The following is a 15320-nucleotide window of genomic DNA, read 5'->3' as shown; positions in this document are numbered from 1 at the left end:
CGGGCCGGAATATCAGTCGGTCGCGCGCGCTGTGACGAGGCGAATAATCCGCGCCACGGCAGACGGGATCGGGGCGATGACCGGCACGGTGAACATCGGCTGCAGCTCGCGCGCGGCTTCGCCCAGCGGCCCGCCACCGATGACGACCGCCTCCGCGCCATCCTGCGCGATGCAGGCCTCGACCGCGCCGGCGAGCGCTGCGCGCAGCCGCGCCGGATCGCGCATCAGGTCTTGCGGATCGCCCTCCGCGAAGCGGACGCCGGTGTAATAGGATCGCAGCCCCAGCCCGTCCGGCAAGGCATCGATCTTCGCTTCCAGCAGTGGTGTCGAGGTCGCCACGCCGAAGCGGCGGCCGTTCTCGGCGGCTGCCAGCATCGAGGATTCGCCGATGCCGACCGCCGGCAGTTTGATCGCGGCCTTGATCCCGGCCAATCCGGGATCGCCGAACGCCGCGACGATGATGCCGTCGCATGCATGCCGATGTGACTGCGCGATCTCCAGAACTTCGACGGAAGCTGCATCCAGCGCGTCCGGCGTCACAATCATTTGCGGCGCACGGGTTGCGGTCGCGCCGTCGATGTCGAAGCCGTCCAATGCGGCCGACCTTGCGATGGCGACCATCATCGCTGTGGTCGCCATAGAACTGTTCGGATTGATCAGGAGGATGCGCGCGTGCCGATCGGAATTGTGATCCATCCTCCTGCTATACTAGGCCGCCCGCACCCCCGCAACGAAAGCGCTGACTTCGTTTTCGAGCGATTGCAGCTTCTGCGACAGGCGGCCGCTCGATTGCAGCACGAGGCCGGCGGCCTGGCCGGTCTCCGCCGTCGCATCGGTGACACCCGAGATGTTCTGCGAAACCTGGTCGGTGCCGGAGGCGGCCTCCCGTACGCTGTGGGCGATCGCCGCGGTCGCGGCGCCCTGCTCCTCCACCGCGGCTGCGATCGACGAGGAGATCTCGTTGACCTCCATGATGGTGCTGCGGATGCTCTCGATGTTGCCGACGACCTGATTGGTCTCGGCCTGGATCGCCGAGATCTGCGCGCCGATCTCGTCGGTCGCCTTGGCGGTCTGGCTCGCCAGCGACTTCACTTCGCTTGCCACCACCGCAAAGCCCTTGCCGGCCTCGCCGGCCCGCGCCGCCTCGATGGTGGCGTTGAGCGCGAGCAGATTGGTCTGCGAGGCGATCTGGTTGATGAGGTCGATGACCTCGCCGATCTTGTGGGCGGCCGCAGCCAGCCCCTGCACGGTGTCGTTGGTGCGCTGACCGTCGGCGGCGGCCTTGTCGGCCACGGTTGCAGCCTGCGCGACGCGCTGGCTGATCTCGGTGATCGAGGACGACAGCTGGCCGGCGGCGGAGGCCACCGTCTGCACGTTGCTCGAGGCCTGCTGGCAGGCGGTGGCGACGAAGCTCGCACGTTCGGTCGCCTTGTTCGCGGTCTCGGACATGCCTTGCGCGGCCTGCTGCATCGCGCGCGCCTCGTTGAAGACGTCGCGGACGACCGCCTGAACGCTCGCCTCGAACTTGCCGGCGAGGTCGGTCATCGTCTTGCGCTTCTCCTCGTCCGCCTTCTGCTTCGCCTCCTGCTGTTCGGCGTGCATCCGGCCCACCTCCGACGCGTTGTCCTTGAACACGGCAAGAGCCTTGGCGAGCGCGCCGACCTCGTTGCTGCGGTCTGTATAGGGCACCTCGAACGCACTGTCGCCGGCGGCGAGGCGCTCGGTCAGCGCGGTGATCTTCGCCAGCGGCCGGGTCACACTGCGGCCGATCACGAAGGAGGCGCCGAGCACGAGCACGAACACGACGAGGCACACCAGGCCGAAGGTCATCGCAGCCTGGCGGAAGACGGCATCGACGTCGTCGAGATAGATGCCGGTGCCGATGATCCAACCCCAGGGCGCAAAGCCCTTCACATAGGAGATTTTCCCGACCGGCTGGTCGAAGCCGGGCTTCGGCCAGAGATAGCTGTAGAAGCCCGCGCCCTGCTTTTTGACGACGTCAACGAAGCCGACGAACAGCGCGTTGCCCGACGGATCCTTCATCCCGGAGAGATCCTTGCCATCAAGCTCGGGCTTGATCGGATGCATGATCATCTTGGGGGTCATATCGTTGAGCCAGAAATACTCGACCTTGTCGTAACGCAGGCTCTTGATCTCTGCCATCGCGCCGGCCTGTGCCTGCTCGCGGGGCAGCTTTCCTTCGCTCTCGAGCTTCTGGTAGTGCGCCAGAATGCCATGGCCGACGTCGACCATGTGCTGCGTCTTGGCCTGACGATCCGCGATCATCTGCGCGCGCAGGGTCGAGAGCGCGATCGGCGCCAGCGCGATCATGCCGAGGAGGCTGATGCCGACAATCAGGACCAGCTTGAAACTGATACGGGAGAAAAACATCGGTGCTCGCAAGATTTGGAAGGGCTGATATGCCAGTTTATCCCACGCCCCTTAGCAAAGCTTTAAGCATTCGGGTTCCCCAAAACCGCGCTCGCCTTCTGCTGACGCCTAGCGGCCCTTCTTGTCGAGCACGAGATCGATGGTGTGGGCGGCGATCTTGCGCAGCTGGGCCTCGTCGCCGAAGGCGCGTTCGAGCACCGCGAGGCCGCGCGTCACTGTGATGATGTGCAGCGCCGCGGCCGCGGAATTTCCGCTGAATTCGCCGCGCGCGGCGCCTGCCGACAATGCGTCCTGAACCAGAGCGGTGATGCGCGACACGAGGTTCGCGAAGGCCTGACGCGCTTCCTCGTCCAACCCCTCGCCTTCGGCCGCGCCGAGCTCCATCAGTCCGCGCGTGGTCGGGCATCCCCGCGGCGGCGTGCCGGAACGGAAATTCGTGATGGTGAGGTCGAAGAACGCGGTGAGGCGTTTTCGCAATGAACCCGCGCCGAGCGCCTTTTGCAGGGCGACGAGATAGTCGCCCGCGTAGCGCTCATAGGCCTGGAGGAACAGCGCCTCCTTGCTGCCGAAGGCGTTGTAGAGGCTGCCGCGCTGGACGCCGGCGTCGCGCGCGATGTCCGACAGCGAGGTGCCGCGCACGCCCTTGCGCCAGAATTGGTCGAACGCGATGCGCAGGACGTCGTCGTGGTCGAACTCGCGCGGCCTCAACCTTTGCTCCCGTCCAGAGTATTTGACACGGCGTCAAGAACGTGGTGTTCTTGACGCCACGTCAAAAACAAATTGGGGCCGATGCGCCCTTTCGTCAATGAGGATTTCGCGATGCCTCTCCTCCACATTTCGATGCGCGACGGAAAGCCGGAAGCCTACCGGAAGGCGATCCTCGATGGCCTCTACCGCGCCATGCGCGAGGCGCTGAACGTGCCCGAGGGCGACGAGTTCATGACCATCAGCGAGCATGCCGCCGCAAACTTCCGCTGCGGCAATGCCTACGGCGTCACGCGCAGCGACGACGCCGTGCTGATTCAGATCACCGTGTTCGCCTCGCGCACCCCTGAGCAGAAGAAGGCCCTGTACCGGCGGATCGCGGACCTGCTCGGCGAGAACCCGGGCATTCGCCTCGAGGACGTGTTCGTCAACGTGCTCGATGCCCCCGCGGAAAACTGGTCCGTCGGCCACGGCGCCGCGCAATTCGCCTGAGGCGGCAGCTTCACCGATCCGCAACGCACGTCTCCATGATCTCGTCGAGCTCCGCCTTCGACAGCACCCCGAGCTCGGCGATAAAGACGATCCGCGCGCGCGGCACGCCCGGCGCCGGCGCGGCATCGCCAGGGGCGAGGGTGGCGCGGCCGGCGGCGAATTGAAACACCATCTGGCGCCCGGGCTGCTCGATGGTCTCGAACAGGCCTTTTGCCCGCGCCAGCTTTGGCGCCAGCCGACCGATGGCCTGTTGCAAGCGGGGCAGCGAGATCGGCTGGTCCGAGGTCCAGCTCAGTGTTTCGAAGCGTTGTTCTGCCGGCCGTCGCGGTCCGGGCTCGCGTGGCGCGGGTGCGCGATCGACGGTCGCGGGAAACAGCAGCGTGGACGGAATCTCGCCGCGCTGCGCATCGACCACCACGGCAGGGACGCGCTGCGCCCGAATGGCCTCGCGCATTCGCCCGCCCGCGCCCTCGTCCGCCAGATCCAGCTTGCTCAGCGCCACGATGTCGGCGACGCGCAGCTGCGAACGGTGGAGCGCGTCGTCGAGAGCGGCCGCCGGTGTCGCCGCGTCCATCACGCAGAGCACCGTTTCCAGCGGCGCCTCGCGCAGGATCACGGGGTCCATCAGATTGCGGACGATATCGGCAGGATCGGCGACGCCGCTGGTCTCGATGACGATGTAGTCCGGCTTCGGATCACGCCGCAGCAGCGTCGAGAGCGTGCGCAACAGGTCGCCTTCGAGCGAGCAGCAGATGCAGCCATTGGCGAGGCTGACCACGCCGTCGCTCGCGCCCGCGATCAGCTCCGCATCGATGTTGATCGCGCCAAAATCGTTGACGATCGCGGCGATCCGCCGCCCTTCCGCATGCGCCAGCAGATGGTTCACGACAGTGGTCTTGCCGGCCCCCAGAAAGCCCGTCACCAGGAGAATGGGGACCGGCATGTCTCAGCCCTCGACGACAGGGCGGCGCACGGGACGGCCGGGCCGCGCCGCCACGTCCAGCACGCCGTCACTGATCAACGGCTGGCCGCTGACCACGAGATGCCGCACGCCCTCGGAGGGGCGGTTCATCGCCGTGAACGTGGCGCGGTCGCTGAGCTTCTCGTAGTCGAACACGACGATGTCGGCATCGGCGTCCTTCGCGAGCCGGCCCTTGGCACGCATCGCGGGCGTGCTCTGCGCCAGGATTTCCGCCGGGATCAGCGCGCATTTGCGCACGCCCTCGAGCAGCGACACGGTCTTGCGCTCGCGCACCCATTCGCGGATGAATTTCGTGAAGCAGCCGGCCGAGCGCGGATGCGAGGTGGCGTCATCCGGCAGCGGCCAGGCATCGCCGGTGTAGGTCTTGCCGTCCGAGGTCGTCCACGGCATCGCGTCGGAGGCGATCGCGCCGCCGGGATAGAGCACCGACATGTCGAGGAGGTCGCGGTGATGCGCGTTGTTCTCGGTGTCGAGAATGTGCCACAGCACCAGGGAAGACGGCTCTTCGGCCTGCGCCTTGAGCAGCTCCTCGCGATCGCTGAAGCGATGGCCGTCGGTGACCCGCTGCACGGAATCGTAGCCGGTGCCGTTGCGCTCGACGAATTCGGGGTCGCTGAAGAAGGCAGCCGCCAGCACGGTCGAGCCGGTGCCGTAGGGATAGGCCTCGACCGTGATGGGCAGGCCCTGCGCCTGCGCCTTCGCGATCAGCACGCGGCAGCGTTCGACGTCGGTCTTGCTCGAGGAGTTGAAATGGCAGATGTGCATGTGCGCGCCGGTGGCGCCGGCATAGCCGATCAGGCGGATATAGGCTTCCGCCGCGCTCTCGGGGTCGACGCGCGACATGTAGGCGACATGGGTGAAGGTCGGCACGTCCTGCGAGGCCGCGAGCTGGCAGACCGCTGTCAACTCCTGCACGCCGGCGCCCGGCGCATAGGCGTTCAAGATGCCGATGCCGATGCCGCCTTCGTTCAGGCCGCGCGAAAGGCGCTCGATGATGCCGGCGACCTCCGCATCGCTGGCGACGTTGTCCATCCAGCGGCGATCGCGCATGGCGTTGCCGAACGCCTCCAGCGAACTCTCCGCATTGGAGCCCGTCATCGCGCCAATACGCGCGAAAGCCCAGTTGGTGGCGGCGCCGTAGTTCAGCCCGCGCCCCTTCCGCGCCTGGCGCTCATACCAGGACCCGACCGGCAGCACGCCCGCTTCGAGATCGAGCGTCGTCGTGACGCCGTCGAACGCCTGCATGCGATCCGCAGGCAGCGACTGGCCATGCGCATGAAGGTCGATGAAGCCGGGCGCGACCACCAGTCCGGTCGCGTCGATCACCCGCTCGGCCCCGCCGAGCGAGGAGCCGACCGCGGCGATCTTGCCGTCCACCACCGCCACATCCCCAATGGCGTCCATTCCGCTGGCAGGATCCACCACCCGGCCGCCAGAGATCACCAAGCCGCTCATATCGTCACTCCCTCACGCTGAATTCGCATCAAGGCAGATTCCGGGAGGTCCGACCACCTCCACCGATGCCGACGCATCATGCTCGCAAGGAAGGCTCGACAGGGAGGTCAATTCACATGGGAGACGCAGACACGCGCTCGCAGTCTCGCGGCATGTTTTGCCCGAGCTATGCTTCTCGCTTCACCCCTTCGCAAAGAAAGGGCGCAGGGACTCCCAACCCGCGTTCGTGACGACGTCCGACCGCCCCTTTGGTGGGCTGGGATGGCCGACACATACGACGAATCCGAATTTCGGTAAAGTGGAATATTTTTGCAAGAAGGGGTTGACTGGCATTTGCGGCTGTTCCGCCGGGCCGGCGGAGACGACGGACGCCATGATCATGCAATGGTCCGCGAGCTGCTCCGCCGTCTTCTCGCCCCCATTGTCATTCAGGGAGCTAGGTGGGGCGCTACGGTGGGCAAAGTTCCCAGAGGTTTCGTGTGATCGTTCGACGTCATTTGCAACGCGACCCTCGTCATTCTGTTTCGCGCCGCGCTCTCCTCGGCGGATTTGTGTCGGCAGGCAGTGCGCTCGCGCTGGGCGGATGCGCCGGCCTGGGTGCGACCGGCGCGCGCTTCGACGCGTCATCGCTCTCCGTTGACCCCACCTTGCTCGTCGCCACCACGCGCAAGCCCGTGAACGGCGGTCGCACGAAGCCCTGGTTCGGACCGGAGCGCGCGACCAGCATGACGGTCGCGCGGGCGAAGCTGGTGGCACCGGACGAGAGCCGACTTTCTCTCGCCTCGGTTGGATTTGGCGATTGGCGCCTGGATCGGCTCGAACCGGTGTCGGCAGACGCTGGCGATCTCGTTGCGCAGGCCGGCGGAGGAGACGTGCTTGTCTATGTGCACGGCTTCAAGCAGACATTCGAGACGGCGATGCTGGATGCCGCCCATCTCTCGGACGGAATCAAGTTCCGCGGCCGGACCATGGTGTTCTCCTGGCCCTCCAAGGCAGGACTGTTCGACTATGCCTATGACCGCGACAGTGCGATGTGGTCCCGCGACGATTTCGAACGCGTACTCTCTGCGCTCGTGTCCGCTCCAAGCGGCGGCCGCGTGCACATCGTTGCGCACAGCATGGGAACCATGCTGACGCTCGAAAGCCTTCGTCAGCTCTATGCGCGATACGGCGACACAGTTACGAGCAAGGTCGGCGCGGTCGTGTTTGCTGCGCCAGATATCGACATGGACGTGTTCACGTCGGCGATCCACCGCATCGGCCCGCTTGCCGGCAAGATCGTCGTGATCGCCGCGACGAACGATCGGGCACTTGCGCTGTCGGGACAAATCGCAGGTGGAATGACCAGGGTCGGGGCCGCCGAGAAGGCCGTCATAGCGCAACTCGGTGTGCGCGTGGTCGATGCTTCGCAGGAGGGCTGGGGCATCATCAACCACGATCTGTTTCTGTCGAATGCAGAAGTACAGCGGGTGATCCGCCGCTCGATCGACGGCACGGTCGCGTAAGAGAGCGCCTTGCGCCGAGCCACGCGAAAAGCTCGCTCCTGCGCACGCTCGCTGCGGCCTCAGGCGGAAAATGGCCGGGTTTTGGACTGCCCAGTCTCGTAGGCGAATGGCGCTCCCTAGGGGAATCGAACCCCTGTTTCAGCCTTGAGAGGGCCGCGTCCTAACCGCTAGACGAAGGGAGCGTGAGCGCTAGCCAATAACCTCGAAATTTGTCCGCCGCAAGGACCCGAATGGGCCTTTTACGGCTCATTGGCGAATTTCAGCTTTCCGGCCGGCTTCAAGGTGTGGGCATCGAAGGTGCGGATCTCGAGGACCCCGCCGACATCGAGCGTGACCACGAGTCGGTCGCCGGCGACCCCGGTCGAGATGATTTTGGCGCCCTTCGGCAGGGTGGCAATGACGTCGCCTGCCGGCTCGGGCGCCCTTCCCTCCGACTTGAAAAGGCGGTAGCCCACCGCGATCAGCACGGCGCAGATTGCCAGCGCCGTGGTCAACCCCGCGATCAGCATCATCCGCCGCACCCGCGCGAACAGCGCAGCCTGCTCGGGGCTCGGTTCGGGAACAACGGTATCAGACGTCGTCATGGAAAATATCGGCTCTGCGCAAAGGTTGGAGGTTGTCGTCACCGGCGACGAGGACTCGACCCGGCTCGACCGCGTGCTGGCGGTGCACCTTGCCGACCTCTCGCGATCGAGGCTGAAAGCCCTGATCCTGGCGGGCGCGGTGAGCCTCAGGGACGCCGCGCTCCGGGACCCCGCTTATCACGTCGCATCCGGCGATACGATCACAATCGACGTCCCGGAAGCGGTCGCGCCGGAGCCGAAAGGCGAGGATATCGCCCTCGATATCGTGTTCGAGGACGACGACATCGTCGTCCTCAACAAGCCGAAGGGGCTCGTGGTGCACCCCGCGGCCGGCCACGAGACCGGCACGCTGGTCAACGCGCTGATCGCCCATTGCGGCGGCTCGCTGTCGGGCATCGGCGGGGTGCGCCGGCCCGGCATCGTGCACCGGTTGGACAAGGACACCACGGGGCTGATGGTGGTCGCCAAGAACGACCTCGCCCATGCCTCGCTCACCGCGCAATTCGCCGATCACGGCCGCACCGGGCCGATGCGCCGCGGCTACATGGCCTTTGCCTGGGGGGTGCCGGGCCGTCATCGCGGCACCGTGGACGCGCCGATCGACCGCCACCCGCATGCGCGCGAGAAGATGGCGGTACGCCAGGGCGGCCGCGAGGCCGTGACGCATTGGGAGCTTCTGGAGAGTTTTAACGGTCGCGACGGCAAGCCGATCGCAACGCTGCTTGCCTGCGAGCTCGAGACCGGGCGCACCCACCAGATCCGCGTCCACCTCGCCCATATCGGCCATCCCCTGCTGGGCGATGCCGTCTACGGCCCGCATTTCAAGACCAAGGCGAACCAGCTGGGTCCCGAGTCGCAGGCCGTCCTGGCCGCGCTGGGGCGGCAGGCCCTGCACGCCTATTTGCTGGTACTGGAGCACCCGAGGACTGGAGAATTACTCCACTGGGAGGCGCCTCTGCCGGAGGATTTGCTTCTCCTTCAGCGCGCCCTCAAAGCGGCGCTATGACGCAGGCCGATTCAGAAAAGCTTTACATTACAAAAAGTTATAGCAGCCACACGGGGACGTGACGTCAGCAATCCTTCCCTTTTTGCCTCCCGATGGAGTATATTGCGCCTGCGTTGAAATGACCAACGCGGAACATCGCAGCACCGATCGGCTTTAACCAAGCGGTCGTCTGCCTGGCCCGCCGCTATCGGGGGCCTGAACCTGTTTGGAGGGCGCACTATGGCCCGTACAGCTACCCTGCCGGTCCTTAATGGCGAATCCGGCCTTTCCCGTTACCTCGGCGAAATCCGCAAGTTTCCGATGCTGGAACCCCAGCAGGAATACATGCTCGCCAAGCGTTGGCGCGAACACGATGATCGCGACGCCGCGCACCAACTCGTCACCAGCCATCTCCGTCTCGTGGCCAAGATCGCCATGGGCTATCGCGGCTACGGCCTGCCGATCTCCGAGGTCGTCTCGGAAGGCAATGTCGGCCTGATGCAGGCGGTGAAGCGATTCGAGCCCGAGAAGGGCTTCCGCCTCGCTACCTACGCGATGTGGTGGATCAAGGCGTCGATTCAAGAGTACATCCTGCGTTCGTGGTCGCTCGTGAAGATGGGCACCACCGCGAACCAGAAGAAGCTGTTCTTCAACCTGCGCAAGGCGAAGAGCAAGATTTCCGCGCTGGACGAAGGCGATCTCCGCCCCGACCAGGTGGCCATCATTGCCAAGCGTCTCGGCGTCACGGCTCAGGACGTGGTCGACATGAACCGCCGCCTCGGTGGCGACGCGTCGCTCAACGCACCGATCCGCGACGACGGCGAAGCCGGCGAATGGCAGGACTGGCTGGTCGACAATTCGCCCAACCAGGAAGCCATGCTGGCCGAGCACGAGGAGTATGATCACCGCCGTGACGCCCTGAACGGCGCCATGGGCGTGCTCAACCCGCGCGAACGCCGCATCTTCGAGGCCCGCCGCCTCGCCGATGAGCCGATGACCCTGGAAGACCTTGCCGCCGAGTTCGGCGTGTCGCGCGAGCGCGTCCGCCAGATCGAGGTCCGCGCCTTCGAGAAGGTGCAGTCCGCGGTCAAGGGCACGATCGCAAGGGCCGAACAGGCCGCGCTGGAAGCCGCGCTTTAAGCACGACTTTCTTGGCGCCAAGGGATTGGCGGATCGACAAGAGACAGAAAGCCGGCGGCAACGCCGGCTTTTTCGTGTGTGAGGCGCAGCACGTTGTTGGAGCCGCGGGCCGGGCATCTTGAACCCGCACTGCCGGTCAGCCGACCAAAAACATCGGCCCGACTGCCTCAAGAGAATGGACACGCACCGTGTCGATCATTTTGCAATCTACCGTCGGCGGTTTCTCCGCCCAGTTCATGCGCAAGCTGCCGCTGGTCGAGCAGGCGATGCGCGAGCACGGGCTCGAGCCGTCGGAGTTCGTGATCTCGAAGGACTATGCCTCGACCGCGACGATCCCGCTGATGGGCCCGTTCTTCTTCAATTACAGCGTCTTCTTCGGCGAGGAAAAATTCACCGTCACCGAGCCGGACGACATGGTGTTCCTGGATTACTTCTTCAAGCGCGTGCTCGCCGCGGATGGCCCACCGGAGATGCCGCGGCGGCCGGGGTTGATCCCCAGGCTTTTCGGCTGGATGGCGCAGCCAGTGTAATCGCCCTCGTCACTCCCCCCAAGTCCGTGCCAGCGTCGCGAGCCAGCAGCCTTCGCAATAGCGGGCGTCCTTGTAGTCGATCCAGTTGTGCGCATAGACGTGGTCGAGCGGAATGCCGTAGCGCGCGCGCAGGACCTGTACGAGGATCTTCCACGCCGCGAGCTGCGCCGCGGTCGGACCCGTGGTGATGTCGGGATAGTTGCCGGCGAACTCGACGCCGATCGAATTGTCGCGCACCACCTGGCGATAGGTCGGCCTGTTGTCGATGTACTTGTTGTCGTTTCGGTTGGCGCCGTCGCCATGGGTTGGCACCAGGTTTTCCGCGACCGCCCAATAGACGGTGCCGTCGGTCTCGACCCACAATGTGACGCCGCGACGCGTGGGATTCTTCGATTGCGCCTCGGCGCCGCCGCGCGCCGAGCCTGCCGGTCCCTCGGTCTGGTGCACGATGATGTTGCGCCAGGGCTTTGCGTTGCCGACCTCGCCCCATGGCGCCAGCCACACCATCTTCAGGCCGGGAATGTCGGGCGTGCCGGAGGCGCGCGCGAGCTTTGCGAGCTCGGCGTCGGTCGCCGCGGCCGGTGCGATCAGAATGAGGGCGGCGAGAATGGCCGCGAGCGGGCGAGAGATCATCATGCGGGTCCAATGCGGACCTGACGTTAGCACGCCCTTACGCGAATTTGCGCAAGGCCTCGCTTGGACCGATCGGATCAGGCATGAGCGGCGGTGCCGGATCGTAGACGGCAAAGTCGTTCTTGCCGTTCTTCTTGGCCGCGTAGAGGGCGTGATCGGCATGCGCGATCAGGCGGTCCGGACATTGGCCGATGCCGGGGTCCCACTGCGCCACCCCGATCGAGATCGCGATCGGGATGTCGACGCCGGTGCAGGTGACGGCATCCTGCCGGCAGACCTCGACCACGCGGCGCGCGATCGCGGCCGCCTCGCTCAGGCAGGACGACGGCAGCACGACGCAAAATTCGTCGCCGCCGGTGCGGGCGAGCATGTCACCGGGCCTTAAGCGCGTCTGCGTCATCAGGGTGAAGTGCCGGAGGCAGGCATCGCCCGCGGCATGGCCATGGGTATCGTTGATGGCCTTGAACTCGTCGAGATCGATCACCAGCAGCGAGAATGGCTCGCCGCTGCGCTCCGAGCGGGCGCATTCTTCGCCCAGCCGCTGCAACAGATGGCGCCGGTTGGCGACACCGGTGAGATCGTCGAGCAGCGCGAGGTCGGCAACCTCGTTGCGCAGGCGGTCCATCGCCATCAGCAGGAATCCGAAATTGAGCGTCATCGACAGGAACATGAGCCCGAGCACCATGACGCCATGAGCCCGGCCGCCTCCGCTCGCGGAGAAATCGCCGCCGAGCAGATTGCCGACCGTGCGGACCACGAGGATCGCGATAATCGCGAGGATGACGATGCCGGACAATCGGGCGCCCGGACTGACGCGGCCTTCCGGCGGCGACAGCAGCAGACGCAGTGCCAGCACCAGCGGCAGGCCCTGACCGAGCGTGTAGCTCAGCATGCGCAGCTGCATGCTGTCGAAGCAGACCAAGAAGAACACGATGCCGGCGAGGCTTAAGCCTCCCGTTGCCGTCATAATGCGCCATGAGACCGGCCAGTGATAGAAGCGTTGGATGCCCATGGCGGCAAGGCAGCAGGCCGCGATGACGCCGGCCGCGCCAAGCACGAGCGGCAGCGGAGACGCGACGAACAGGCGGATCAGGGCCGTCATCGCGCCGGTCGCGCCGATGAAGGCCGATGCCATCCAGAACCGCGCGGCCGCAAATTTCGGATAGGAGCGCGTCACGTAGGCCCAGATCAGGCCAAGCGCCAGGAAGTTGACGACGAACACGGTCCAGAGTGTCGGCACGTTCAGCATGGCGCGCGCCGCACGCGCAGCGTCGCGCCCTCCGTCCCTGGCAGCCGTCCGTCCATGACCCCGTCCCCGTTTTCTTGCGGGGACAATGCGGCCGCGGCGCTTAACGGAGTCTCACTGCGAGCTTTGAAAGCGCGCCTTTGGTTTTGGATTCATGAACAGCTGGCGCCGTTGTCGGATCGTTAGGCATGCCGGCGATGCGCATTCGCGGACAGAAATCACCCGAAAATGCATCTGAGCTGTGGATAACGCGATGACACGGATGTGACAGCGCGGGGCAGGAGCGCGCGAATCTGCTGAGCTTATAATCGAGGATGTTGCGAGGCTGGCCCTCCGCCGAGCATCCCTCGTGTCGCGTTTCACCATTAACCCTGAAGAGGATCCTATGGCTAAGAAAGCGAAGAAGGCGAAGAAGGCGACGAAGAAGAAGGCCAAGAAGGCAGCGAAGAAGAAGTAACGAGGCTTCTATTCTTTGCCCGGGTGGAGCTCGCTCCGCCCGGGCGTCGGGCAGGAGTTGTGAATTTGAAGACGGCGGGCGCAAGGCCCGCTTTTTTATTGGCGGGAGACGCTACCGCTCCGCGAACGCCAGCTTGGCGCCGAGCGCGGCGAAGCCGGCGGCAAAGCTGCGGCGCAGCCAGGCCATGACGCGCGGGCGGGAGATGACGCGCTCACGCACCGAGGCGGCACAGAGGCCGTAGACCACGAACACCGCAAACGTCATCGCCATGAAGGCGCCGCTCAATTCCAGCATCCGCGCCAGCACATGGGCCTCGTCCGCGGCGATGAACTGCGGCAGGAAGGCCAGGAAGAAGATCGACAGCTTTGGATTGAGGATGTTGATCAGGAAGCCGGTCACGATCACGCGGCCAGCCGAACGCTCGCGGATCTCGCCGTCCACCGCCAGCGCCCCGGTCTCGCGCAGCGCCTGCCAGGACATGTAGAGCAGATAGGCGACGCCGCACCATTTCAGCGCGGCGAAGGCGAGCGCGCTGGTGTGGAGAACGGCGGCAAGCCCCAGCATCGCGGCCGTCATGTGCGGCACGATCCCGAGCGTGCAGCCGAAGGCGGCCGCGACGCTCGCGCGCGAGCCGCGTGTCAGCGCGGCGGCCAGCGTGTAGAGCACGCCGGTGCCGGGCGAGGCGACGACGATCAGCGAGGTGAGCAGGAAGGACAAGGTCATGGGGTGACCTTATCACCGCGCCCCGGACCACGAAAGCCGGCCTGCCGGATCGACCGTCAGGACAGCTGCGCGATCTCGGCCTCGCGGAGCACGTCGAGCGGCGCCCATGGCTTGGCCCAGAACTTTGCGCCGTTCGGCAAGGGCTGCATCAAGGGGCGGCCGGAGGTGACGACGATGTCGAGCTTCGGGTTGCGGTCCTTGGCGACATGCGCGAGCTCAACCCCGTTCATGCGGCCGGCGAGCTGGACGTCGGTCATCATCAGGCAGAGCACGCCGGCGCTCTTGTCGAGCACAAGCTCGGCCGCCTCGGCGCTCTCGCACTGAATGACGTCGTAGCCGCTTTCTTCGAGAAGAAGACTGAGCATCTCCCTCTGCATGAGGTCGTCTTCCACAATCAGTGCGGTTGCCCGAAATGGCTTTGCTTGTCCCATCGGCGGCTCCCAATGCTGTCTGTCTTCATCAAGTAACGTACGTTAAGGTGGGAACAGCCATGCGGTTCAGTTCCATTATGAAAAAATGTAAATCATAGTTCCGCATGGGGAGCTTGATTGGGGAAGTCATGACAGCGATTCGCGGCGCCGCCGCCATCACGGGAGCGGCCAGCAGCATCGGCGGCGCGCTGGCGATCGAACTTGCGCGGCGCGGCTGCGATCTCGCGCTCGCCGATCGCGACGAGGCGGGGCTCAAGACACTCGCGGCCGAGATCGGAGCCGCACGCAAGGTCAGCCTGCATCGCGTCGACGTCGGCGAGCCCGGCGACATCGCGCAGTTCGCCCGTGAGGCGACCCATGCGCATCCCGCGCTCGGCATCGTCGTCAACAATGCCGGCGTGGCGCTGATGGGGACGTTCGAGGAGATCGATCAGGCGCAGATGGACTGGCTGTTCGACATCAATTTCTGGGGCGTGGTGCATGGTACGCGCGCCTTCCTGCCGCATCTGAAGACAATGGGCGAGGCGCACATCGTCAATGTGTCCTCGATCTTCGGCATCATCGCGCCGCCGGGACAGTCGGCTTATGCCGCGGCGAAATTCGCGGTGCGCGGCTTTTCCGAGAGCGTGCGGCACGAGCTTGCGGCGGCGGGAAGTCCTGTCAAGCTGTCGGTCGTGCACCCCGGCGGCGTCGCCACCGCCATCGCGCGCAATTCGCGCACCGGGGTCGGCGTCACCGACAACGCCCGCCGGTCGCAATCGATCGAGCGGTTCGAGAACGCGGCAAGGACCGCGCCGAGAGACGCCGCCTTGCGCATCATCAAGGGCATCGAGAGAAACGAGCCGCGCATCCTGATCGGCAAGGACGCCCGCTTCATGGACCTGTTGCAGCGCTTCCGCCCGGGCACGTACTGGGCGCCGTTGCAGCGCAAGCTGGAGAGAATGGCGAAGGGGAGGTGAGCGGCGGTACGACAACTCCGCCTCACTCCCGTCCCGGCGAAGGCCGGGGGCGATCGCGCGCCACTCTCACCTCGTCATTGCGAGGAGCTCTTGCGACGAAGC

General features: G+C 65.6%; 16 protein-coding genes and 1 tRNA gene. 6 read left to right on the top strand and 11 right to left on the bottom strand.

Going from position 1 to position 15320, the window contains the following annotated elements; translation table 11 throughout:
- Positions 1-12: 12 nt before the first annotated feature.
- The 3 genes from IVA88_RS03670 to IVA88_RS03660 all read right to left on the bottom strand — a co-directional run bounded on the left by IVA88_RS03670 (position 13) and on the right by IVA88_RS03660 (position 3099).
- The gene (locus IVA88_RS03670) at positions 13-696 is read right to left on the bottom strand and encodes an aspartate/glutamate racemase family protein (protein ID WP_247495927.1); all 684 of its coding nucleotides are present in this window, start codon (positions 694-696) and stop codon (positions 13-15) included.
- A 12-nt stretch (positions 697-708) separates the two neighbouring features.
- The gene (locus IVA88_RS03665) at positions 709-2391 is read right to left on the bottom strand and encodes a cache domain-containing protein (protein ID WP_247495926.1); all 1683 of its coding nucleotides are present in this window, start codon (positions 2389-2391) and stop codon (positions 709-711) included.
- A 108-nt stretch (positions 2392-2499) separates the two neighbouring features.
- On the bottom strand, positions 2500-3099 hold the full coding sequence (locus tag IVA88_RS03660; protein ID WP_247495925.1) for a TetR/AcrR family transcriptional regulator: 600 nt from the start codon (positions 3097-3099) through the stop codon (positions 2500-2502).
- Between the two features lie 111 nt (positions 3100-3210).
- Between IVA88_RS03660 and IVA88_RS03655 the strand changes: the two genes are divergently transcribed.
- Positions 3211-3588: a tautomerase family protein gene (locus IVA88_RS03655; RefSeq protein ID WP_247495924.1), complete on the top strand. Its 378-nt coding sequence runs from the start codon at positions 3211-3213 to the stop codon at positions 3586-3588.
- Positions 3589-3598: 10 nt separating this feature from the next.
- On the opposite strand, the gene IVA88_RS03650 is transcribed toward IVA88_RS03655, so the two are convergent.
- Together IVA88_RS03650 and IVA88_RS03645 are read right to left on the bottom strand one after the other, a co-directional pair.
- The gene (locus IVA88_RS03650; RefSeq protein WP_247495923.1) at positions 3599-4531 is read right to left on the bottom strand and encodes a GTP-binding protein; all 933 of its coding nucleotides are present in this window, start codon (positions 4529-4531) and stop codon (positions 3599-3601) included.
- A 3-nt stretch (positions 4532-4534) separates the two neighbouring features.
- Positions 4535-6025 (bottom strand): amidohydrolase family protein, encoded by a 1491-nt coding sequence (locus IVA88_RS03645; protein ID WP_247495922.1) that lies wholly within the window; start codon positions 6023-6025, stop codon positions 4535-4537.
- 551 nt (positions 6026-6576) lie between these two features.
- Here IVA88_RS03645 and IVA88_RS03640 point away from each other — a divergent pair.
- A complete protein-coding gene (locus IVA88_RS03640) occupies positions 6577-7530 on the top strand; it encodes an alpha/beta fold hydrolase (RefSeq protein WP_247495921.1) in 954 nt (317 codons plus the stop codon).
- 107 nt (positions 7531-7637) lie between these two features.
- Here the strand turns inward: IVA88_RS03640 and IVA88_RS03635 are convergent.
- Together IVA88_RS03635 and IVA88_RS03630 are read right to left on the bottom strand one after the other, a co-directional pair.
- Positions 7638-7712 (bottom strand) — tRNA-Glu (locus IVA88_RS03635).
- Positions 7713-7769: 57 nt separating this feature from the next.
- Positions 7770-8114, bottom strand: coding sequence for a hypothetical protein (locus tag IVA88_RS03630; protein WP_247495920.1), 345 nt, complete (start codon positions 8112-8114; stop codon positions 7770-7772).
- Between IVA88_RS03630 and IVA88_RS03625 the strand changes: the two genes are divergently transcribed.
- The 3 genes from IVA88_RS03625 to IVA88_RS03615 all read left to right on the top strand — a co-directional run bounded on the left by IVA88_RS03625 (position 8113) and on the right by IVA88_RS03615 (position 10769).
- Positions 8113-9120, top strand: coding sequence for an RluA family pseudouridine synthase (locus IVA88_RS03625; RefSeq protein WP_247495919.1), 1008 nt, complete (start codon positions 8113-8115; stop codon positions 9118-9120). The two genes, IVA88_RS03630 and IVA88_RS03625, sit on opposite strands and share 2 nt — an antisense overlap.
- Positions 9121-9339: 219 nt before the next feature.
- On the top strand, positions 9340-10239 hold the full coding sequence (gene rpoH / locus IVA88_RS03620; protein WP_247495918.1) for an RNA polymerase sigma factor RpoH: 900 nt from the start codon (positions 9340-9342) through the stop codon (positions 10237-10239).
- A gap of 188 nt (positions 10240-10427) precedes the next feature.
- Positions 10428-10769: a hypothetical protein gene (locus tag IVA88_RS03615; protein ID WP_247495917.1), complete on the top strand. Its 342-nt coding sequence runs from the start codon at positions 10428-10430 to the stop codon at positions 10767-10769.
- A gap of 9 nt (positions 10770-10778) precedes the next feature.
- Here the strand turns inward: IVA88_RS03615 and IVA88_RS03610 are convergent, their stop codons facing one another.
- The 4 genes from IVA88_RS03610 to IVA88_RS03595 form a co-directional block, all read right to left on the bottom strand.
- Positions 10779-11405, bottom strand: coding sequence for a peptidoglycan recognition family protein (locus IVA88_RS03610; protein ID WP_247495916.1), 627 nt, complete (start codon positions 11403-11405; stop codon positions 10779-10781).
- Between the two features lie 34 nt (positions 11406-11439).
- Positions 11440-12651, bottom strand: a complete 1212-nt coding sequence (locus IVA88_RS03605) for a GGDEF domain-containing protein (RefSeq protein ID WP_247495915.1) — start codon at positions 12649-12651, stop codon at positions 11440-11442.
- 565 nt (positions 12652-13216) lie between these two features.
- Positions 13217-13828, bottom strand: a complete 612-nt coding sequence (locus IVA88_RS03600) for a LysE family translocator (RefSeq protein WP_247495914.1) — start codon at positions 13826-13828, stop codon at positions 13217-13219.
- Positions 13829-13884: 56 nt separating this feature from the next.
- A complete protein-coding gene (locus IVA88_RS03595) occupies positions 13885-14259 on the bottom strand; it encodes a response regulator (protein WP_247495913.1) in 375 nt (124 codons plus the stop codon).
- Positions 14260-14387: 128 nt separating this feature from the next.
- On the opposite strand from IVA88_RS03595, the gene IVA88_RS03590 reads away from it, so the two are divergent.
- A complete protein-coding gene (locus tag IVA88_RS03590) occupies positions 14388-15218 on the top strand; it encodes an SDR family NAD(P)-dependent oxidoreductase (protein WP_247495912.1) in 831 nt (276 codons plus the stop codon).
- Positions 15219-15320: the final 102 nt, after the last annotated feature.

It is taken from the genome of Bradyrhizobium sp. 149, assembly GCF_023073915.1.
Lineage (GTDB): Bacteria > Pseudomonadota > Alphaproteobacteria > Rhizobiales > Xanthobacteraceae > Bradyrhizobium.
The sequence above is the reverse complement of the archived record's forward strand: the minus strand, read 5'-3'. Positions and strand labels throughout refer to the sequence as shown.